The sequence below is a fragment of the Streptomyces sp. NRRL F-6676 genome (assembly GCF_000725625.1).
In the GTDB taxonomy this organism is placed as follows: Bacteria; Actinomycetota; Actinomycetes; order Streptomycetales; family Streptomycetaceae; genus Streptomyces.
The window spans coordinates 36569-56158 of sequence record NZ_JOHS01000024.1 but is presented as its reverse complement, the minus strand read 5'-3'; the positions used below and the strand labels follow the sequence as shown (position 1 = coordinate 56158).

General features: G+C 72.9%; 19 protein-coding genes and 1 pseudogene. 11 read left to right on the top strand and 9 right to left on the bottom strand.

The window, feature by feature from the left end; genetic code table 11:
• Window positions 1-107 precede the first annotated feature (107 nt).
• The gene (locus tag IO29_RS17315) at window positions 108-785 is read right to left on the bottom strand and encodes a bifunctional DNA primase/polymerase (RefSeq protein WP_199806892.1); all 678 of its coding nucleotides are present in this window, start codon (window positions 783-785) and stop codon (window positions 108-110) included.
• Between the two features lie 362 nt (window positions 786-1147).
• On the opposite strand from IO29_RS17315, the gene IO29_RS17310 reads away from it, so the two are divergent.
• Both IO29_RS17310 and IO29_RS17305 read left to right on the top strand, forming a co-directional pair.
• Window positions 1148-2569 (top strand): NsdA family TPR-like regulatory protein, encoded by a 1422-nt coding sequence (locus IO29_RS17310; RefSeq protein ID WP_030380364.1) that lies wholly within the window; start codon window positions 1148-1150, stop codon window positions 2567-2569.
• Window positions 2570-2967: 398 nt separating this feature from the next.
• The gene (locus IO29_RS17305) at window positions 2968-4449 is read left to right on the top strand and encodes a hypothetical protein (RefSeq protein ID WP_030380365.1); all 1482 of its coding nucleotides are present in this window, start codon (window positions 2968-2970) and stop codon (window positions 4447-4449) included.
• A 27-nt stretch (window positions 4450-4476) separates the two neighbouring features.
• Here IO29_RS17305 and IO29_RS17300 read toward each other — a convergent pair whose 3' ends face one another.
• On the bottom strand, window positions 4477-5793 hold the full coding sequence (locus IO29_RS17300; RefSeq protein WP_030380366.1) for an ABC transporter substrate-binding protein: 1317 nt from the start codon (window positions 5791-5793) through the stop codon (window positions 4477-4479).
• Window positions 5794-5910: 117 nt separating this feature from the next.
• On the opposite strand from IO29_RS17300, the gene IO29_RS17295 reads away from it, so the two are divergent.
• Together IO29_RS17295 and purU are read left to right on the top strand one after the other, a co-directional pair.
• Window positions 5911-6411 carry an SCO4402 family protein gene (locus IO29_RS17295; RefSeq protein WP_030380367.1) on the top strand — a complete coding sequence of 167 codons (501 nt, stop codon included), beginning with the start codon at window positions 5911-5913 and terminating at the stop codon, window positions 6409-6411.
• 133 nt (window positions 6412-6544) lie between these two features.
• The gene (gene purU / locus IO29_RS17290) at window positions 6545-7438 is read left to right on the top strand and encodes a formyltetrahydrofolate deformylase (protein WP_030380368.1); all 894 of its coding nucleotides are present in this window, start codon (window positions 6545-6547) and stop codon (window positions 7436-7438) included.
• A 13-nt stretch (window positions 7439-7451) separates the two neighbouring features.
• Here purU and IO29_RS17285 read toward each other — a convergent pair whose 3' ends face one another.
• Together IO29_RS17285 and IO29_RS17280 are read right to left on the bottom strand one after the other, a co-directional pair.
• The gene (locus tag IO29_RS17285; protein ID WP_030380369.1) at window positions 7452-8762 is read right to left on the bottom strand and encodes an anti-sigma factor family protein; all 1311 of its coding nucleotides are present in this window, start codon (window positions 8760-8762) and stop codon (window positions 7452-7454) included.
• A 125-nt stretch (window positions 8763-8887) separates the two neighbouring features.
• A pseudogene (locus tag IO29_RS17280) lies at window positions 8888-9475 on the bottom strand (sigma-70 family RNA polymerase sigma factor); the annotation flags it as partial.
• Between the two features lie 407 nt (window positions 9476-9882).
• Between IO29_RS17280 and IO29_RS17275 the strand changes: the two are divergent.
• From IO29_RS17275 to IO29_RS17265, 3 genes are all read left to right on the top strand, one after another.
• Window positions 9883-10257, top strand: coding sequence for an STAS domain-containing protein (locus IO29_RS17275; RefSeq protein ID WP_030380371.1), 375 nt, complete (start codon window positions 9883-9885; stop codon window positions 10255-10257).
• A gap of 189 nt (window positions 10258-10446) precedes the next feature.
• The gene (locus IO29_RS17270; RefSeq protein ID WP_030380372.1) at window positions 10447-10959 is read left to right on the top strand and encodes an EF-hand domain-containing protein; all 513 of its coding nucleotides are present in this window, start codon (window positions 10447-10449) and stop codon (window positions 10957-10959) included.
• Between the two features lie 440 nt (window positions 10960-11399).
• A complete protein-coding gene (locus IO29_RS17265; protein WP_078618317.1) occupies window positions 11400-11894 on the top strand; it encodes an ATP-binding protein in 495 nt (164 codons plus the stop codon).
• A 409-nt stretch (window positions 11895-12303) separates the two neighbouring features.
• Here IO29_RS17265 and IO29_RS17260 read toward each other — a convergent pair whose 3' ends face one another.
• Complete coding sequence (locus IO29_RS17260; RefSeq protein WP_030380374.1) at window positions 12304-13311, bottom strand: GlxA family transcriptional regulator; 1008 nt, start codon at window positions 13309-13311, stop codon at window positions 12304-12306.
• 164 nt (window positions 13312-13475) lie between these two features.
• Here IO29_RS17260 and IO29_RS17255 point away from each other — a divergent pair, with 164 nt between their 5' ends.
• Window positions 13476-14759 carry an MFS transporter gene (locus IO29_RS17255; RefSeq protein WP_199806896.1) on the top strand — a complete coding sequence of 428 codons (1284 nt, stop codon included), beginning with the start codon at window positions 13476-13478 and terminating at the stop codon, window positions 14757-14759.
• Window positions 14760-14796: 37 nt separating this feature from the next.
• Here IO29_RS17255 and IO29_RS17250 read toward each other — a convergent pair whose 3' ends face one another.
• Together IO29_RS17250 and IO29_RS17245 are read right to left on the bottom strand one after the other, a co-directional pair.
• Window positions 14797-15009, bottom strand: a complete 213-nt coding sequence (locus IO29_RS17250) for a nuclear transport factor 2 family protein (RefSeq protein ID WP_051707793.1) — start codon at window positions 15007-15009, stop codon at window positions 14797-14799.
• Window positions 15010-15061: 52 nt separating this feature from the next.
• Complete coding sequence (locus IO29_RS17245; protein WP_030380377.1) at window positions 15062-15835, bottom strand: helix-turn-helix domain-containing protein; 774 nt, start codon at window positions 15833-15835, stop codon at window positions 15062-15064.
• A 321-nt stretch (window positions 15836-16156) separates the two neighbouring features.
• Here IO29_RS17245 and IO29_RS17240 point away from each other — a divergent pair, with 321 nt between their 5' ends.
• Window positions 16157-16657, top strand: coding sequence for a glycine-rich domain-containing protein (locus tag IO29_RS17240; protein WP_234307546.1), 501 nt, complete (start codon window positions 16157-16159; stop codon window positions 16655-16657).
• Between the two features lie 73 nt (window positions 16658-16730).
• On the top strand, window positions 16731-17360 hold the full coding sequence (locus IO29_RS17235) for a class I SAM-dependent methyltransferase (RefSeq protein ID WP_030380379.1): 630 nt from the start codon (window positions 16731-16733) through the stop codon (window positions 17358-17360).
• A 92-nt stretch (window positions 17361-17452) separates the two neighbouring features.
• Here IO29_RS17235 and IO29_RS17230 read toward each other — a convergent pair whose 3' ends face one another.
• Window positions 17453-17707 carry a hypothetical protein gene (locus tag IO29_RS17230; RefSeq protein ID WP_158709358.1) on the bottom strand — a complete coding sequence of 85 codons (255 nt, stop codon included), beginning with the start codon at window positions 17705-17707 and terminating at the stop codon, window positions 17453-17455.
• A gap of 257 nt (window positions 17708-17964) precedes the next feature.
• Here IO29_RS17230 and IO29_RS17225 point away from each other — a divergent pair, with 257 nt between their 5' ends.
• On the top strand, window positions 17965-18213 hold the full coding sequence (locus tag IO29_RS17225; protein ID WP_030380381.1) for a GntR family transcriptional regulator: 249 nt from the start codon (window positions 17965-17967) through the stop codon (window positions 18211-18213).
• Window positions 18214-18271: 58 nt separating this feature from the next.
• On the opposite strand, the gene IO29_RS17220 is transcribed toward IO29_RS17225, so the two are convergent.
• Complete coding sequence (locus tag IO29_RS17220; RefSeq protein WP_030380382.1) at window positions 18272-19471, bottom strand: flavin-containing monooxygenase; 1200 nt, start codon at window positions 19469-19471, stop codon at window positions 18272-18274.
• Window positions 19472-19590 lie beyond the last annotated feature (119 nt).

Below are 19590 nucleotides of genomic sequence, written 5' to 3'. Positions count from 1 at the left end.
CGATCTGCGGCTCCGCCGCGTGCGCGCGACAAGCCACGACGGCGCCGTACCCGGCAACGAACCCCGACCCCGCGGACGCGACCCCGCCACGCCTCCCTCACACCGCCCTATCGATCCCTCCCGCACGCGTAGGAGAGGGAGGAGACCATCTCCTCCACGTCCGGCAACCACCGATTCACCGCGGTGGGCCGGCAGGCCCACTGCACCGCCCCCCGCGCCCCGAACCGCGACGGCGGCGCCGCCACGTACGTGCCCTCGCCCAGCCCGGCCATGTCCAGCGACTCCGGCGTCCAGCCCAGCTTCCGCACCAGCTCGGGGAGTTTGGCCGCGCCGCCCGGCAGGACGAAGAACCGCATCCGGCGGTCGGGGGCCAAGGTGACCGGGCCGAGCGTCAGTTGCATCCGCTCCATTCGGGCCAGCGCCAGGAACCCGGCCGTCTCGGGGACGTCGACCGCGTCGAACGTGCGCCCCGTGGGCAGCAGGATCGAGGCCGTCGGCTGCCGGGACCACAGCCGGCGCGCGACGGTCGCACTGCCCGTGGCCTGCGTCGTCCAGTCCTCGCGGGCCGGGTGCACGCCCGGCTCCGGACACGCGGGGTCCGCGCAGGAGCAGCGCTGCACACCGTCGACGACTTGCAGCCAGGTGCCCGGGACGACGTCCCAGTGGCGCTCCTCGGCATAGCGCACGGCGGTCTCCAGCAGGGATTCGCCGCGCTGCTGGGGGATGTGGGCAGCTTGGGTGGGGGCGGTTTCGGCGCCCGCGATGGTCTCTTCCACGAGGAACACAACTCCCGCCGTCACTGGGGGTTACGCCCACCCGTGCGCGGGGGAGGGGCACCCCTTCGAGCGGCGGGGCGCACGGATGCACGTACGGGGGCGCGTACGAGGAAGGACACCGTCGAACGGGTAGCCAGGAAGGGCAGACAAGGGCCGGGTGGGGGAGGGACGACGGCCCGGGCCGTCACCATTACCCGGCAAGCCTGGCATGTCCCGCATTGTCGGCATGTAGCGCATGCAGTGCGTGCGGGCGGGGCATTGATCTTCACGGCCGGATCCTTGCGGTGCCCGACGGAAGGCGCCGGCCGCCGAAGGCACGTCAAACGGTGCGTGGGCAGGCACCGCAGCCGCCAGAAACAGGGGGTTTCGCCATGGCCGCAAGGCCTCTCGTCGCCAGGCAGCCGAACGAACGGCTCCAGGCGCTCATCCAGGAAGCGGGCTGCTCCAACGCCGGTCTGGCCCGCCGGGTCAACATGTGCGGCGCGGAGCACGGGCTCGATCTGCGCTACGACAAGACGTCGGTGGCCCGTTGGCTGCGCGGACAGCAGCCGCGCGGGCGCGCCCCGGCGATCATCGCCGAGGCGCTCGGCCGCAAGCTGGGCCGTACGGTCACGATCGACGAGATCGGCATGGCCAACGGCAAGAACCTGGCGTCCGGTGTGGGGTTGCAGTTCTCGCCGACGGTGCTCGGCGCCATCGAGCAGGTGTGTGAGCTGTGGCGCAGTGACGTGGGCCGGCGGGACTTCCTGTCCGGGTCCTCCGTCGCCGCCTCCGCGCTGGTCGAGCCCAGCCGGGACTGGCTGATCTCGACGCCCGACGCCCAGGTGGGGCGGACGGGCGGGCCGAGGGTGGGCGCGTCCGACGTCGCGGCGGTGCGGGCGATGACGCAGGCGCTGGTCGACCTCGACCACACCTACGGCAGCGGGCATGTGCGTCCGGTCGTCGTGCACTACCTCAACAGCGTCGTCTCCGGGCTGCTCGCCGGGTCCTACCGGGAGTCCGTGGGGCGGGAGTTGTTCGCGGCGGTGGCCCGACTGACCGAGCTCGCCGGGTACATGGCGGTGGACACGGGGCAGCCGGGGCTGGCGCAGCGGTACTACATCCAGGCGCTGCGGCTCGCGCAGGCGGCGGGGGACCGGGGGTACGGAGGGTATGTGCTGGCCGCGTCCATGAGCCATCTGGCGGCGCAGCTCGGCAATCCGCGGGAGATCGCGCAGTTGGCGCGGGCGGCGCAGGAGGGGGCGCGGGGGCAGGTGCCGGCGCGGGCGCAGTCGATGTTCTGTGCGGCGGAGGCGCGGGGGCATGCGCTGATGGGGGACGTGCGGGGGGCGCAGGCCGCTGCGGGGCGGGCGGTCGCGGCGATGGAGGCGGCGGGGGGTTCGGGGGGCGCCTCCGGTGCCGGTTCCCCGGCCGACGCCGGGTCCGGGGACGATCCCGTGTGGATCGCGCACTTCGACGAGGCGTATCTCGCCGACGAGTTGGCGCACTGCCATCGCGATCTGGGGCAGGCGGACGCGGCGGAGCGGTGTGCGCGGGAGGCGCTCGCGGGGCATCCGGAGGGGCGGGTGCGGCGGCGGGCGATCGGGTTTGTGCTGCTGGCGACGGCGCAGGTGCAGAAGCGGGAGGTGGAGCAGGCGGTGCACACCGGGATGAAGGCGGTGGAGCTGCTCGGGGGGTTGCGGTCGAATCGGGGGGCGGAGTATCTGGAGGACTTCCAGCAGAGGCTGGAGCCGTTCGGGGAGGAGGCGGTGGTACGGGAGTTCGGGGCGCGGCTGGAGTTGCGGGCGGCGTGATGTTTCTCGCCCCCGCCGCCCCTACCCTTCCCATCCCTTCAAGGGGCTCCGCCCCTTGGACCCCGGGGGTTCGTTGTCGGCTGACGGCCGGTGGGGCTTCTCGCGCAGTTCCCCGCGCCCCTGAAGACTCGGGGCTTCGCCCCTCGATCAGGGCGCGTCGCAGCCGCACGCGCCCACGCGGCGGAGCCGCGGATGCCTTTGAGGGGCGCGGGGAACTGCGCGACCGGCCCCCACCGGCCGTCGGCCGACTACGTGCCGAACCGGCCCTCGGGGGAACCGTCGTGACGGTTCCCCCGAGTCCCGGGTGACCGCCGGAGGCACTCCGCATGGCATGCCCGCGCAGAGACCCGGTAGCGTGAGCCGCTGATTCTCTTGGTCGCCCAGTCGGAGGAGTCCCGGTGACGCAGAGTGGACAGGGTGGGGAGCCCTCGGCGCGGCCCGCGCGAGAGGGCATCGTGCTGCCCTCCGACGGCGGTGCCCCCCTGCTGCCGGGCAGCCAGGCCGAGCCGCCCGCCCCGGCGGGCGGCCGGTCCTGGGGCGGGCCCTGGGGCCCGGACCAGCAGGCCGCCCCCGCACCGCCCCCCGCCCCGGGCTGGGGCGAGGACCCCGGCCCCCAGTGGGGGGCGCCGGGCGGCGCACAACTGCCCCCGGAGAGCGCACAGGCGTCCCCAGGGGGCGCACACCCCGGGCACGGAGTCGCACCGCACGCCGGGCACGCAGCCGCCACCGGCGGCTACTCCGCCCCGCTGCCCCCGGCCGCCCCGCCCGGCGCGCAGCCGCAGCCGTACCCCTCCGGTTCCGGAGCCTTCCCCTCCGCTCCGCTGCCCGCCACGAACGAGGGAGCGACGCAGTACCTACAGTCGCCCGCGGACGAGGGGGCGACGCAGTACATACCCCCCGTCATGAACGAGGGCGCGACCCAGTACATACCGCCGGTGACCGACGAGGGCGCCACCCAGTACATTCCGCCGGTTCCGGGCGGCGCGGGCCCGATGCCGCCCGCCGCGGGGCCGGACGCGCAGGCCACCCAGTACCTCCCGCCGGTCCCGGGCGGCGGCGCCCCCGCGCAGCCCGCCCCGCCGGCCGAGTTCGACAATCTGTTCCGTACCGAGGGCGCCCCCGCCCCGGCCCCCGCCACCGAGCAGCTGCCGCAGATCGGCGAGGCCGTCTCCGTACCGCCCCCGGGCGGCGGCCGCGCCGGCGCCCGGCGGGGCGGCGACGAGGGCGGCGGCAACCGCGGCGTCGGCGGCGGCCGTTCGGGGTCGCGCGTGCCGCTGATCGCCGCCATCGGCGTCGGCATCGTGGTCCTCGGCATCGGCGCCGGCGCGCTGCTCGGCGGAGGTGGCGACAGCAAGGGCGACGACAGCAAGAACGTGTCGGCGACCGGCCCCGCCACCGCCGACTCCTCCGCACCCGCCGCCGACCCGGCGAAGGCGCAGGCCGACGCCCTGGACAAGCTGCTCGCGGAGAGCGGCAACAGCAGGCAGAGCGTGATCGGCGCGGTGGCGAACGTCCGCGCGTGCAAGAACCTCGACCAGTCGGCCACCGATCTGCGCTCCGCCGCCAAGCAGCGCAACGGCCTGGTGACGAAGCTGTCCGGGCTCGCCGTCGACAAGCTCCCCGACCATGCCGCGCTGACCGCCTCGCTCACCGCCGCCTGGCGGGCCTCCGCCTCCGCCGACAACCACTACGCGGCCTGGGCCGATCAGGCCAAGGGCAAGAAGGTGTGCAAGAAGGGCCACGCCCGCACCACCAACCAGACCGTGGCGGGCAACACCGCGAGCGGCACGGCCACCGAGCAGAAGAAGAAGGCGGCCGCGCTGTGGAACGCCATCGCGAGCAAGTACGGACTGACCCAGCGTCAGCCCACTCAGCTCTGAGCGCGCGGTGGCGCCGAGCCGGAGGCTCTACGACGACGCCGGCGTCTCCAGCGTCTTGGAGACGTTGACGAAGCCCTTGCGGGCCGAGACCAGCCGGCCCCCGCGCACGACCTGGTAGGTGACGTCCGAGTTGACCAGGCGGGGGTAGTCGATCACCGCCGCCAGGTCCTCGAAGCGCCAGCTCAGGGCGGGGGTGAGACCGCCGGTGGTGACCTTCGCACCGCCGTCCAGGGCGTGCTGCACCGCGCGGGCGGTCACCTCGCCGTCGCCGAGGGACCGTACGACCTGGCGGAGCGCGGTGTAGGCGAGCCAGGTCGTCTGGACGCCCGCGTCGGCGGGGTCGATCCGGTTGTCGCCGAAGGCGTTGTCCTTGATGACCTTCTTCATGGTGTTCCAGCGGGCGTCGCTCGCCACCGGGTACCAACTCGTCGCGTACGCCCCCTCGTACGGGCCGGACGCCCCGCCGGCGGCGTCGACCACCGACTGGTCGACGCTGCCGAGGACGGAGGCCGTGCGGACCTCCGGGTAGTCCGCGCGGATCCGGCGGAAGGAGTCCACGAACGTGTCCGTGCGCTCGCCGAGCACCGGGACGACGCAGCCCTTGCCGGAGGTGCCCGTGGTGTCCCCGGTGACCGTCGCCAGCGCCTGCTTCGCCTGGTCGTCGTAGGCGGTGGCGCCCTCGGTGGCCCGTACGTCCGTCGCGGCGGCGTGCCCGGAGGCCTTCAGGCCCGCGTTGAAGGGCACGGCCAGTTCGTCGCCCGCGATCGTGTCGGGCCGTACCAGCGCCACCCGGCCGCAACTGCGGCCCAGTTCCTCGCCGAGCCCGGCCAGCAGCGCGGGCTCCCCGCCGTTGACCGGGTACGACAGCGGGCTCTCGAACTCCTCCTGGGTCAGGCCGTAGCCGCCGAGGTAGGGGATGCCCGCCGACTCCAGCGGGCCGAGGAAGGAGTCGCTGTGCTGACTGTAGGAGCCGACGACGGCGACGACGTGCTCGTCGGCCGCGCGGCGGGCGCACGCGGCGGCGTCCGCCGAGCTGTTGTGGTCGTTGCAGACCAGCACCTTCAGCGTGCGGCCGCCCAGACCGCCGTGCGCGTTGACCCAGCGGGCGTAGGCCTGCGCCATCGCCGGCATGCCCGGCTTGTTGGTGGCGGAGGTGTCCTGGGGCGCCCAGGTCATGACGGTCACGGTGTCGCTCCCGCCGCCCATGACGCCGGGGACGGCACCGCAGCCGACGGCCACCGCCCCGCAGACGGCGAGCGCGCCCGCGGAGAGCAGGGCGGTCCGCACGGAGCGGGTGCGGCGGGAGCGGGGGGTGGTCGTGGACGTGCGTCGCCTGCCGGTCATGGTTCCGCACGATTCCGGCACATCGTCAACTGGAGAGTGAGCGAAGGGCAACGCAGGGTGACGGGGAGGTGAATTGCGGGGGCCGGTGATCACTCCGGCGGGCGGAACGTACGATCGATGACCGTGCAAGCTCCGGAGAACCCTTCCCGTCGCGGGCGTCGCTCGTCCACCATGGGCGCCATGCCCCTCAACGACATGCCGTGGTGGCGCTGGCGCAGCAACGTGCGTTCCGCGCTGCACATGCTTTCCGACCCGGCCTTCCAGCGGGACGTCTGGCTCGCGGGCACCGAAGGGTACGGGGACGTGACCGACGCCGTGTACCGGCTGGTGGAGGACACCTGGCTGGACAACTGGTCGGCCGAGAAGTACGTCGGGACGATCTTCCGCGACGCCCAGGAGGCGGCGCTGGTGGACACCGCCGTGCTGCGGGTGCTGCGGATCATGCACCAGGTCGGGCCCGACGCGCCGGTCTCCACGTACCTCGAGAACCCGTCCTGGCCGGACGCGGTACGGGCGGCCCGGGAGGCCCACGTCCGGCTGGCGACGGCGGACGGGGAGGACCCGGAGGCGCCGCCGCGCTCGCTGGAGGTACTGCGGATCATGACGCGCTCGGCGTGAGCGGCGGCCGTGCCGGCGTGACAGGACCGGCCGGCGTGACACGACCGGCCGGCGTGACCGGATCCGGCCCACGGAGGTTCCGGCCCTTGGGACAGTTGTTCACCGCCGTCGGCCGTGTGCGACCCTGTGCTGCATGACTGAGCAGTCCACGCGAGACGCAGGCGCCGCCGCCGACACCGGTGAGCAGTACGTCCTCACCCTCTCCTGCCCGGACAAGCAGGGCATCGTGCACGCGGTGTCCAGCTATCTCTTCATGACCGGCTGCAACATCGTGGACAGCCAGCAGTTCGGTGACCAGGACACGGGGCTGTTCTTCATGCGGGTCCACTTCTCCGCGGAGCCGTCCGTGACGTCGGAGAAGCTGCGGGCGAGCTTCGCCGCGATCGGCGACTCCTTCCAGATGGACTGGCAGATCCACCGGGCCGACGAGCGGATGCGCGTCGTCCTCATGGTCAGCAAGTTCGGCCACTGCCTGAACGACCTGCTGTTCCGGGCGCGGACCGGGGCGCTGCCGGTCGAGATCGCGGCCGTCGTCTCCAACCACACGGATTTCGCCGAGCTCGTGGCGTCGTACGGAATCCCCTTCCACCACGTGCCGGTGAAGCGGGACACCAAGGCGGAGGCGGAGGCGCGGCTGCTGGAGATCGTGCGCGAGGCGGACGTCGAACTGGTGGTGCTCGCCCGCTACATGCAGGTCCTCTCCGACGACCTGTGCAAGCAGCTGAACGGGCGGATCATCAACATCCACCACTCCTTCCTGCCGAGCTTCAAGGGCGCGAAGCCGTACCACCAGGCGCACGCCCGGGGCGTGAAGCTGATCGGTGCGACGGCGCACTACGTCACGGCGGACCTGGACGAGGGCCCGATCATCGAGCAGGAGGTCGAGCGGGTGGGCCACGACGTGACCCCGGACCAGCTGGTCGCGATCGGCCGCGACGTGGAGTGCCAGGCACTGGCCCGCGCGGTCAAGTGGCACGCCGAACGCCGCATCCTCCTGAACGGCCACCGCACGGTGATCTTCGCGTAGTCCCGCCGGGCCCCTACAACCGGCTCAACGACGCCGTCGCCAACAGGACCTCCTGGATGGCCGTGCGGTCGCCCGAGCGGCCGGCGGCGGCTTCGGCCGGGGGGACGTGGCCCGCGGCCAGGCGGCAGAACTCGACGCCGTCCAGGGCGATGTGGGCCACCGTGTGGTCCAGGGACGCCGCCGCGCCGGGGGAGTCGAGGGGGATCAGCCACTCGCCGCCGCCCAGTCCCTCGATCTCCAGCCGCAGGCTCCGGCCCGGCGCGCCCGCCGCCACCAGGTGGCGGCCGCGTGGCGCCGGTTCCGCCAGCCCCGCCCGGCGTCGTGCGGCGAGCGACAGCGGCAGCATCCGGGCGGCCAGGTCGATCATCCCGTGCAGATGCCGGGGCGCGGGCGGCACGTACGGGTAGTCGACGGCCTCCGCGATGTCGTCCGCGTGCACCCAGCACTCGAAGGCGCGGTCCAGCAGCGCGTCCCGCAGCGGCAGCGTGAAGTCGCCGTACGGCACGGCCAGTTCGCCGCTGCTGCCGCCCGCGAACGCGGCCGTGCGCACGACGGCGTGACTCTGCTCCCGCCAGGGCCCGCGCACGGCCCGGGTCGGCGGCACCCGTGCGGCGTTCCAGTACGCCTCCGTCCGCCCGGTGGGGGAACCGGTCGCGGCCGTGTGCGTGTGCGCGGCCGTGTGCGTGTCCTCGTCCGGGGCCTCTTGCGTTTCCGTCTCCGCGAGCGGGTCCTCCAGGCCGAGTGCCGCCGCCACCAGCCCGTCGACGCACCGCAGATGGGTGATGACGCCGGCGACCGTCGTGCGGCGGGTGGCCGGTGCCCGCCCGTCGAACCAGCGCAGCCGCACCGGCGCGTGCCACTCCGCGTCGCCGAAGTCCTGCAACAGCGCGTCGAGGCGCGCCGTCTCCGCGTCGTACGGGGCCGCCCAGCCGGGCACGGGGATGCGCGGCCGGCGGCGTTCGAGGCAGGTGTCCAGGACGCGGGTGCGCAGCCCGGGGTCGAGGTCGAGGCTCTCCGGCGGGTGCAGCAGCCCGACGGCGTCCCGCAGCCGCAGGGCCTCCTCGGCGCAGGCGCCGCAGTCGCCGAGGTGCTCCTCCACCGCCGCCGTCTCCTCCGGCGAGCAGGCGGCCAGCGCCCAGGCGCCGAGCAGCGACATCAGTACCCGGTGCTCCAGCACGGGCACGGCGGCCGGCCGGGGCGCCGGGGGCAGCGGGCGGCCGCCGTCCTCGACGGATGTGCGCGGCGGCGGGATGCGCGGCGCGCCGTCCCGTCCGTCGCCGTGCGCGCGTGACTCCTCGGGGTTCCCCGGTCCGCCGCCGTTCACACCGGACCCCCGGGTTCCGGAAGGCCGCCGGGGCCGCCGGAGAAGCCGGGGCCGCCGGGTCCGCCGGGTCCGCCGGAGAAACCGGTTCCGCCGGGTCCGCCGGAGAAGTCGGTACCGCCGGAGAAGCCGGTTCCGCCCGGCGTGCCCGGGCCGCCCGTGTCGTGCGCCGTGGCCAGCAGTTGCAGGCCGAGCCGGAGCCGGCGGCGCGCCTCGTCCTCCGTGATGCCGAGGTCGGCGGCGGTCTGGCGGTAGTCACGGCGCTGGAAGTACGCCCGCTCCAGCGCCGCCTTTAGCGGGGCGGGCAGGGAGGTGACGATGTAGTCCGCGCGGGCGGCGACGGACGCGTGGCGCACGGTCCGCTCCAGTTCCGGTTCCGGTTCCAGTTCCAGGTCCCGCTCCGGTTCCGGCTCCGCACCGGCGCGGGCCCCGCCCGCCCGCAGCCGCCGCACCGCGAGCCGGTGGGTCACCGCCGCGACCCAGGAGCGCAGCGGCCCCTGCTTGGGGTCGTACGTGTCCGGGTGCTCCCAGAGGTGGACGAACACCTCGCGCGTGAGGGCGTCCGCGGCGCGGTCGTCGCCGAGGACGCGGTGGGCCAGCCCGTGCACGAGGGAGGCGAACCGGTCGTAGAGCTCGCCGAGCGCCGCCGCCTCGCCGTGCGCCAGCCGCTGCTGCATCCGCCGGTCCCAGCGGGGTGGTGCGTCCTTCGTCGCCATCCGGTTCCGCCCCCTCCCCGGTGCGGTCCGCGGTGCTGCCCGCGGCCCTGTCCTGGTCCAGCCTGTGCCCAAGGCCTTCTCGAATGTAGTCGGCACGTCCGACGGCGCACGCCCCTTTGTGACAATGCGCGCCCCCCTGCCGACCACGGATGGTAGGGGGCCCGCCCGCAGGGCCGTCCGCCGGAGCCGACCTAGATCAACTCTGCCCAAAGATGACCGTACGCGACCGAAGTTGTTCGGAATGGCTCATATACCACAGGCATTGGATCGAGAACAGGTGTTTCATGGTGAGGCGGTGGGGAAGGCGCGCCGACGAAAAACGTAGGGGCGGGTTCCGGTTGAGAGTGCGGACCAGGGCGCCCGCCCCGACGGTCGGTGGACGGGCGGGCGAGCGGGAGGCGTTGGCGGTGGCGCTCACGGTGACGGAGGCCGGGCACGGCGAGTGGGCCGTGCTCCGTGTGACGGGCGAACTGGACCTGGTGAGTGCGCCGGCGCTGCGCGGGCGCGTGCACGACGTGGTGGCGGACGGCCGCCACCGGCTCGTCCTCGACCTCTCCGGGGTCTTCTTCTGCGACTCCAGCGGCGTCGGCGTACTCATCGCCGCCCGCCGTCTGATCCGCTCCTGCCGGGGACGGCTGCGGCTGATCCTGCCCGCGCACGGCTCGGAGGAGGGCTCCCACGTCAACCGGGTCCTCGCCGCGCTCGGTGTGCGCCGGCTGTTCGACGTGTACCCGGACGTCACCGTCGCCGTCACGGAGGACGCCGACCCGCTCTCGGTCTGAGCCGACAGGCCCCACCGCCGCCGCCACTCCCGGCGGTGCGCGTCACACGCGTGTGCGGGTTTTCCCCAGAGTTGTCGCGGAATTCCCCCGGTCCTGGCACAAGCGTGGTTTTCCCGCTCCCCGGGCCGCCCCGGCGTCGTACGCTCCGGGCGAGAAGGACCCGACGTCATGTGAGGCGGCGCAGAACACATGGTCAGCACCGAGTACGAGCGCAGGATCGCGGCCCGGTTCGCCGGCTTCGACCAGGACGGCAACGGCTGGATCGACCGCGAGGACTTCAACGCGGCGGCCAAGGCGCTGCTCGCCGAGTTCGGCACCACGGCCCGTTGCGACAAGGGCCAGGCCCTCTACGCCGGGGCCGAGGCGTTCTGGCAGGGCATGGCGGGGATGGCGGACCGGGACGGTGACCAGCGCATCACGCGCGAGGAGTTCGTCGGCGGCGCCGTCAAGCGGCTGCGGGACAACCCCGAGCGGTTCGCCGAGATCGCCCGCCCCTTCCTGCACGCGGCGTTCGCGGTGGCGGACGGCGACGGGGACGGCGCGGCGACGGTCGAGGAGACCGTACGGGTGCTGAGGGCGCTCGGCGTCCCGGAGCCCATGGCCGCGACGGCCGCGGCGGCGCTGGACCCCGACGCGGACGGCCGCATCGCCGAACCGGACGTCGTCACGGCCTTCGCGCGCTACTTCACCGTCCCGGAATGACCGGTTCCGCGGCGAGGGCCGGATGTGGTGACGGAACGTAGCCACGGAACCGCCACCCGCCTCCGACCCGTCACGGACCGTCGCCGGCGGGTGTCTCCGGTACCTTGTGGTGGATGCGAGTGGTGCACAGGCCGAGCCGTCGTGGCGCGGCGCCGCGGACGGCGCCGGATCGCGCCATGTACGCCGCTCGCAGGGCAGGGCGGACCGTCGCCACTGCTTGTTCGACTCACCGGAGCAGGCGTCGCACAGTATGCCGTACGCGTACTCCTTCGCGCTGGAATATGCCCGAAGCGCTTGTTGAGGTGACTGTACGTCAACCATGCTGCCGTGCAAGGGAATCACGGTCCGTGATCCCGGTTCCGTGCGTGCAGAGGATGACCACGACCGTGGCGCCCATGGGGCGCGAGGCGATGTGTCCGCCGGTTCGGATGGTGTGAGCGGTGCAGGTGCTTCAAGTGCAGCTGGAGATCCGGCCCGACCCCGCTGAGGTGGGGCGGGCCCGGAAGTGGGCCCGTTCGCGGCTCGCGGGGTCGGGCATAAGCGCCGACGAGCCCGTCGCCGAGACGCTGGTGCTGCTCGTCTCCGAACTCGTCACCAACGCCGTCGTGCACACCGGATGCCCGGCCGTGCTGCGGCTGCTGCTGACGGGCGTGCGCGAGGACGCCGGCGGTCCGGCCGGGACGGTACGGCTGGAGGTGGCCGACTCCTGCGACCGGGCGCCGGTGCCGAGACACGCCGACGGCGACGCCACCGGCGGCCGCGGCCTCGCCCTCGTCGACGGCCTCGCCGACCGCTGGGGCTGGGCCCCCGAGGGCACCGGCAAGCGCATCTGGTGCGAGATGGACCGTGCGACGGCCGGGGACCCCGCGGACGGCCCGGGCAGCCCCGACGGCACGGCCGCGACGCACGGGGGCTTCGCCTACGAGGCGGTCTAGACGCTCCGGGGACCGGTCGCAGGAGCGGCGTCCGGCGCTCCCCGGGGGCGCTCCCGGGAGGCGCGCGCCTGGGCATGCGACCGCACGGGCGCCCTCCCGCGCCGCGAACCCGAGCCGGATGCGCCCGGGTGTGCTTCCGTACGCGGAATCACGAAAAGTACATAACGGACCATTCACGCAATGGGTGTTGACGTCAGGTGTCCGTTTGATCACGCTTGTGGTGAGCGATTCGCGGCGAGGGGACGGCGAGGGTCCCGGTGACGGAGCACCCTCGGCGAGTGCGGATCGTGTTCGGCGGCGCGCGGTCCCGTGCTCGGGGCGGCCGGCAGCGCGCCGCCGGCCGGACCGTACGGGGTGACGCCGACGCGTTGTCCACACCCTGTGGACAACTTCGCGCCACCGCGCGGGCCTACGCCGCGGTGTCCGTCCCGCCCGTACGGAACGTCCTGCGGTACGCCGTCGGGGTCACCCCCAGAACCGCCTGAAGGTGCTGGCGCATCGACTGGGCCGTGCCGAAGCCCGCGTCCCGGGCGATCTGGTCGATGGACAGATCGCTGGACTCCAGCAGATACCGGGCCCGTTCCACCCGCTGCCGCGTCAGCCACTGCCCCGGGCTGATCCCGGCCTCCTCACGGAACCGCCGCGTGAAGGTCCGTACCGACATCGACTCCTGCTCCGCCATGTCCCTCAGCTGGATCGGCTCGTGCAGCCGGCCGAGCGCCCACGCGCGCGCCGCCGCCGTGCCCGCCTGCTGCGGCTGGGGCAGCGGCCGCTGGATGTACTGCGCCTGCCCGCCGTCCCGGTAGGGCGGTACGACCGTGTGCCGCGCGACCTCGTTGGCGACGGCCGTGCCGTGGTCCCGTCGCAGCAGATGCAGGCACAGGTCGATGCCGGCCGCGACCCCGGCGGAGGTGAGTACGTCGCCGTCGTCGACGAACAGCACGTCGGCGTCGACCCGAACCTTGGGGAAGAGCCGCTGGAAGTGCTCGGCCGATGCCCAGTGCGTGGTCGCCAGCCGGCCGTCGAGGTGCCCGGCGGCGGCGAGCACATAGCCGCCGGTGCAGATGGCGACGAGCCGGGTGCCGGGCCGGATGTGCGTGAGGGCGGCGGCCAGTTCGGGGGTGAGCCTGCCCTCCTCGTGCACCGGGCCCAGCTCGTAGGAGGCGGGCACGATCACGGTGTCGGCGGTGGCCAGCGCCTCGGGGCCGTGGGCGACGAGGAGGTCGAAGTCGGCGTCGGTGGCGACCGGGCCGGGCGGCCGTACCGAGCAGGTGAGCACGTCGTACAGGTGCCGGCCCTCGGCGTCCCGCGCGCGCCGGAAGATGCGCTGCGGGATGCCCAGTTCGAAGGGGAGCAGTCCGTCCAGGGCGAGGACGACGACGCGGTGCGGGCGGAAGGGCGTGCCGGCGGTGGCCATGGCCCGATCCTAGCGAATGCTGGCTTTCGGGCCACTCGTTCGGGACGGCCGTCTCACGGAAGCTCTGTGACGTGAGTCAGACAGCCGACAACACCGCCGAAGCCGCTGAAGCAACCGGTGTCGCCGATGCGGCCGGCGTCGCCGAAGCCGCCGAGAGCGCCCCCGTGAGTCCGCGCCCCGTCCCCCGGGCGCGGGTGCACCGGGCCTGGTTCGTGGCCGCCGTCACCTTCGTCACGATCGTCGGCGCGGCCGCCTTCCGGTCGCTGCCGGGGCTGCTCATCGACCCGCTGCACGCCGAGTTCGGCTGGTCGCGCGGCACGATCGGCGCCGCCGTCTCGATCAACCTCGCGCTCTACGGGCTGACCGCGCCGTTCGCCGCCGCGCTCATGGACCGCTTCGGCATCCGCCGGATCGTCGCGGGCGCGCTGGTCGTCATCGCCGTCGGCTCGGGCGCCACCGTGTGGATGACCGCCGCCTGGCAACTGCTGCTCTGCTGGGGCCTGCTGGTCGGGCTCGGCACCGGTTCGATGGCGCTGGCCTTCGCCGCGACCGTCACCAACCGCTGGTTCACCGCGCGGCGCGGGCTGGTCACCGGCATCCTGACCGCCGCGTCCGCCTCCGGGCAGCTGGTGTTCCTGCCGGTGCTGTCCTGGATCGTCGAGACGCACGACTGGCGGCCGGCCGCCGTGACGGTCGCCCTCGCCGCGCTCGCGGTGGTCCCCTTCGTCTGGCTGCTGCTGCGCGACCACCCGGCCGACGTCGGCCGGGCGCCGTACGGGGCGGCCGAGTTCGTGCCGAAGCCGGAGCCCGTACGGGGCGCCGCCCGGCGCACGGTGGGCGTGCTGGCGTCCGCCGTCCGCACCGGCCCGTTCTGGCTGCTGGCCGGGACCTTCGCGATCTGCGGCGCCACGACCAACGGCCTGGTCCAGACGCACTTCGTGCCGGCCGCGCACGACCACGGCATGCCGATCACGGCGGCCGCCTCGCTGCTCGCGGTCATCGGGGTCTTCGACGTGCTCGGCACGATCGCCTCCGGCTGGTTCACCGACCGCATCGAACCGCGCCGCCTGCTGGCGCTCTACTACGCGCTGCGGGGCGTGTCGCTGATGTTCCTGCCGGTGCTGCTCGGCCCGTCGGTGCACCCGCCGATGGTGTTCTTCATCGTCTTCTACGGCCTCGACTGGGTGGCGACGGTACCGCCGACGCTGGCCCTGTGCCGCGAGCAGTACGGCGAGGACAGCGCGATCGTCTTCGGCTGGGTACTGGCCTCCCACCAGGTGGGCGCGGCGGCGGTGGCGTACGCGGGCGGCGTGGTGCGGGACGCGACGGGCTCGTACGACGTGGTCTGGTACGCGGCGGGCGCCCTGTGCGCGGTGGCGGCGCTGATGTCCCTGACCATCCGCCGCGTCCGCGGCGAGCGGCGCCCGGGGCTCGCGGTGCCGGCGTGACCGCGTACGCGCCCCGGGGGCCGTACGGCCACCGACGTCAGTGGGGCAGGGATTCCAGGACCGCCATACTCTCCGGGGAGAGCAGACGTGCATTGTGCAGCGCCTCGACCACCCAGCGGTCCTCCCGCCACACCACGACGAAGAGCCGCATCGACGAACGCCTGCGCGACGGTTGCTCCTCGCCCGGCATGAGGATGCCGACGCGGCTGTGGATCACGCCGATGCCGGGGCCGACGACCTGGGTGAACATCACCTCGCCCCCGCGACCAGCCGGGCCCCGCGCCCTCGGCAGCGCGTCGAGCTCACGTCGGTACGGCTGAGTACCGTTCGATGCTTGCGCGACCCGTAGACCGGTCGAGCAGGTGCAGCTCCCACGGCCCCGTGTTCACATCGAAGTCCTTGCCGAACCCGACCCACTTGCCCGCCATACGTCGGCCCGTCGGCTCGATGAGCAACTGAATCGCACCGTGGTACCGGGCGCCCTGGTAGTAGCCGTCAGTCGCCGTCTGCTCGGTCCACGTACCGGTGACGACGTTCCGTTCGACGGTGAGATCCAGAGACAATGGGCTGTCCGGGTTGGTCGATGCTCCGGGCAGGCTCTGAGCTGTCAGCCGGTTGCCGTGCTGGATGAGCACGACGTGATGCTTGCAGTCGAACGTCTCGTCGCGGCTGGACGAATAGAACTCGTACCGGGAGAGCCAGATGCCCGCGTACTCGGTCTGCGGCTCCGTCTCCGGGATGGTGACAGAGTCGGCCGTGCCGACTGCCTCAGCTTCCATGTCGTGGCCTCCTGACCCGTCTGAGTGGACGCGTGCCATCGGGATCGCGAACCCCAGCGACTCAGGGGAACGGCCGGTGAACTGCTTCAGCGCCCGCGCATACAGCGGGCGGCATGTCCTGGTCTCCCCGGACTCCCAGCGTTGCACGAGTCGCTTGGAGGCGTCGTTCGGCTCCCCCAACTCTTCGCCTGCGCCGCGTAAGCCCCGGGCGAACTCGTCTTGGCTGAGGTTCATCGACTTGCGCAACGAAGTCAGCACGTCGTTCGGGATTCGCTCCCGCTCGGCCGGAGTCGTCATGATCCGAGGGTAGCCATGTCACGCCTCCAATGACACCGGTTTGACGCCCTTGGGGTGGCACCGACATGACGCCCGAGGGGCGCCTTGAACGTCGCCGCAATGGTCGTGATCGATCCGGAACATGGTCGTCATGTCCATCCGCATCAGCGCTTACACGGTGAGAGCCGACGGCACCCAGACCAAGCCGCGAACCCTGTACGAGGGTGAGGGCGGGGAACCCCTCGCTACCGGCCTGATGCCGCCGTGCCTGTGCCCCAAGTGCAGGGGTGGGCGAAATGACCGCAGCACCACGGACCCCCAATTGCGTGGAGGCAAGCCAGCATGAGCACGGCAGTAGTGATCCGCGACCCGAAGGCGTACGTCACCCCGGACGTGTGGGAGCGGGAGGTGGCCCTCCTCCTCCGCAACCCGGAGAACACGCGCGAACTGGCAGAGGCCACGTTCGGACAAGCCATCGCCTACCTGGTCACGTGTGGCGAGAACCCGGACCTTCTCATGGGCCCGTCCAAGCAGGTGGACGAGGCATGGCACTCGTTCATGCTCGACTCGATCCCGTACCACCACTTCACCAGCCGGCACTTCGGCCGGTACATCCACCACGTGCCGGAGCTTCCGGGGGCGGCGGTCGGAGTCCTGTGCGTCACCGACGACGAGGTGACGCAGGACGGGCACGACTCCAAGACCGGCGGCCCGCTCGTACTGGAACAGACGATCAGGGCCATCAAGGCGGCCGGGTTCGAGATCGACCCCTCCCTCTGGGGCATGGAGGACGCTGCCGACTGCAACCAGTGCCACGCCGGGTGCCACGACTCGCCCAAGTAGTAGTGAGCGGCCTGTGAGTTGGGGCCTGTCCCCGTACGTTGGGGGTGGGCCTCTCTTGCCGGAAGGATCACGTATGTCATTGGTTGAGTCCTGGGACAGGTACGCGGTCGCGAGCAAGCCGCGACGGGCCGTGAACGCCACGGGCGACACGACCTGGCTGAACTGGACTCAGTACGCCGATCACGGCCCGAACGAGAGCGTTCTGGGCCCCATGACCGGACGCCGGGTGCTGGAACTCGGCTCCGGGAGCGGTAGTAACCTCGCGCACCTCGTGACGCTCGGCGCGACCGGTCAAGGGGTGGACATCGCCCCCGCCCGCGAGGCGGTCGCGCGGGAGCGCTGGGGCCATCTGCCGGGCCTTGAGTTCCGTACGGCGGAGGCGACGGCGTTCCTGAGCGAGACGGACAAGACCTTCGATGTTGTGCTCTCGATCTTTGGCGCCGTGTGGTTCGTCGATCCGGACACCTTGCTCCCGCTGATCCACTCGCGCATGGCACCGGGCGGCATCCTGGCCTTCTCGCATTTGCCTCCGGCCGGCCAGGGGCCCATGCCTGCCGCAGCCGGACCGCGGCACGACCGAACCCCGTATGAGTGGGAGCGCATCCTGACCGGGCACGGCTTCTCCGACGTACGCGTGTCTCTGATCGACCCGCCAGAGAGTAGGGCCGTGGGCACGATGCTCGTCCGTGCCCTGGCGGCCTGACCCTCCTTCTCTTGCCGCGCGCCCGCGGCCGGACGCTGCCTTGGTCGTACGGGGGCCGTCGGTAGGAGGCGGCGTCCGGCCGTGAGGTGGTCTCAGTCGTCCGCTGCCGCAAGCCGTTCGCCGCGCAGCTCGGCGACGTTCACCGCGTCCGCCAGGCACTCCGCCGTTCGACGCAGCATGACCACACTCTCGTCCGCCGTGAGGTGCGGTCCGTCGAGGACGGCGCGCACCAGCCTCAGGACGACGGCCGCGGACTCGATCAAGTCGTTCTCGATGGCGTCGCTCAACGCCGCGACCATTCCGCCGGGCTGGCAGAAGCCCGTGCGCCCGTCCGCACCAGGCGGCATGCGGCGAAGGCCCCTCATGCCGACACCCCCATGGTTGTGCGGTGCGGTGCGCGGTGCCTTCCCTTGCCGGGGTCGAGCACGCGAAGAAGTGCGCGCAGTAGGGTCGTCATCAGCCGGAGTTCCCTTCCGGTCAGCCCCAGGTGCCGGACCTTGCCCGTCCGCCCTGGGGTGTTTGCGTTTCCTGGGCCACCATACCCGTAGTTATCCGCAGTTATCCACGGATGCGTGCGAACCCGTGGTCACCCACGCTTGGAGGCATGGAGCTTGATCGCATACGTCCGCTGTGGCGGCAGATCGCGGCGGAGATCATCCGCCGGATCGAGAACGGGACCTATCCGCCGGGCAGCCGTGTGCCGTCCACGCTGGAGATCGCCCGCGAGTTCGACGTCGTGAACGCGACGGCGGCGAAGGCCATGCGGCACGTGCGCGAGGAGGGGTGGACGCGCGGGGAGGTCGGGCTCGGGACCTTCGTCGCGGACCCGTTGCCGGGGGCCGAGCCCCGGTGACCTCGTTGGGTGACCTCGGTGTGGGCGCGGTCCGGAGGCGGACGCGGCGGCCCTGCGCTCAGCCCCCCGCCCGTACCGTCTTCGCCACCGCCCGCGCGATCCGTTCCGCGTCCCGGGCCATCTCGCGGAGCATGCCGCTGATGGGGTTCGTGTAGCCCGTGAAGTAGAGGCCGGGGGCGGTTTTCGGGGTGCGGGGGCCGCTCACCGTCGGGCGGCCCCGTCCGTCCAGTACGCCGAGGTGGCCCAGCAGGGGTTCCAGGCCGCGGGCGTAGCCCGTCGCCGCGATCACCGCGTCCGGTACGACGCGGCTGCCGTCGGCGAGCAGTATGCCGTCGGCGTCGAAGGACTCGACCGCCGCGACGATCTCGACCTTCCCCGTGCGGACCACGTCGATGATGCCGACGTCCTGGACCGGGATCGCGCCCTGCTTCACCCTGCTGTACAGCCCCGTGTCGGGGCGCGGCAGGCCCTGGGCGGCGAGGTCCGGGACGCTGATCCGGCACATCACCTCGGACATCCGGTCCACCAGCCGCACCGGCAGCCGCCGCACCAGGACCGCGCTGTACTGCGCGGCCCACCCCGCGGTGGACCGGCGCACGATGTGCGGCACCGTCCGCACCGCCAGCCGCACCCGCCGTGCCCCGCCCTCGACGAGGTCCACCGCGATCTCCGCCCCGGTGTTGCCGGCCCCGACGACGAGCACGTCGCGCCCGGCGTACGGCTTGGCCGAGCGGTAGCTCCCGGCGTGCAGGAACTCGCCGGTCCAGTCCTCCCGTCCGGGCCACTCGGGCACGTACGGCGTGTGGTTGAAGCCGGTCGCGACGACCACCGCGCGCCCGGTCAGCTCGCGGCCGCCCGACGCGCGCAGCAGCCAGCCGGCGCCGTCCGGCGCGGGCTCCACCCGGGAGACCTCGACCCCGGTGACGATCTCCAGCTCGTGGTACTCCGCGTACTTCTCCAGGTAGCGGACCACGTCGTCGCGCGCCACCCAGCGCCCGAAGGAGCGAGGCATCGCCAGGCCGGGCAGTGCCGACAGCCGCCGCGTGGTGTGCAGATGGAGCCGGTCGTAGTGGCCCCGCCAGGACGAGCCGACCCGGTCGGACTTCTCCAGCACCACCGCCCGTACGCCCTGCGCGCGCAGCGCCTGCGCCGCGGCCAGGCCGCCCGGGCCGCCGCCGATCACATAGACGGGACGGTCCTCCTGGCTCGGCACCGCGCGCGGCCCGGAAGAAGCGGAGGAAGCAGTCGAGTCGGCCATGAGGGCGAGCGTAATGACGCCCCGGCTTGATGGGTATCGGTCAAGACCGGAATCGGTTGCGAAACGATCACGGGTGGGAGGAGGGGAGTCCACGGACCGCTCCCCGGACGTGTCACCTC

Excerpts from the sequence above, each read along its gene's own strand:
- IO29_RS17310 (WP_030380364.1), top strand. The coding sequence starts at position 1,148 with ATGGCCGCAAGGCCTCTCGTCGCCAGGCAGCCGAACGAACGGCTCCAG.
- IO29_RS17300 (WP_030380366.1), bottom strand. The coding sequence starts at position 5,793 with ATGACCGGCAGGCGACGCACGTCCACGACCACCCCCCGCTCCCGCCGC.
- IO29_RS17295 (WP_030380367.1), top strand. The coding sequence starts at position 5,911 with ATGACCGTGCAAGCTCCGGAGAACCCTTCCCGTCGCGGGCGTCGCTCG.
- purU (WP_030380368.1), top strand. The coding sequence starts at position 6,545 with ATGACTGAGCAGTCCACGCGAGACGCAGGCGCCGCCGCCGACACCGGT.
- IO29_RS17270 (WP_030380372.1), top strand. The coding sequence starts at position 10,447 with ATGGTCAGCACCGAGTACGAGCGCAGGATCGCGGCCCGGTTCGCCGGC.
- IO29_RS17260 (WP_030380374.1), bottom strand. The coding sequence starts at position 13,311 with ATGGCCACCGCCGGCACGCCCTTCCGCCCGCACCGCGTCGTCGTCCTC.
- IO29_RS17250 (WP_051707793.1), bottom strand. The coding sequence starts at position 15,009 with ATGTTCACCCAGGTCGTCGGCCCCGGCATCGGCGTGATCCACAGCCGC.
- IO29_RS17245 (WP_030380377.1), bottom strand. The coding sequence starts at position 15,835 with ATGACGACTCCGGCCGAGCGGGAGCGAATCCCGAACGACGTGCTGACT.
- IO29_RS17240 (WP_234307546.1), top strand. The coding sequence starts at position 16,157 with ATGAGCACGGCAGTAGTGATCCGCGACCCGAAGGCGTACGTCACCCCG.
- IO29_RS17235 (WP_030380379.1), top strand. The coding sequence starts at position 16,731 with ATGTCATTGGTTGAGTCCTGGGACAGGTACGCGGTCGCGAGCAAGCCG.
- IO29_RS17230 (WP_158709358.1), bottom strand. The coding sequence starts at position 17,707 with ATGCCGCCTGGTGCGGACGGGCGCACGGGCTTCTGCCAGCCCGGCGGA.
- IO29_RS17225 (WP_030380381.1), top strand. The coding sequence starts at position 17,965 with ATGGAGCTTGATCGCATACGTCCGCTGTGGCGGCAGATCGCGGCGGAG.
- IO29_RS17220 (WP_030380382.1), bottom strand. The coding sequence starts at position 19,471 with ATGGCCGACTCGACTGCTTCCTCCGCTTCTTCCGGGCCGCGCGCGGTG.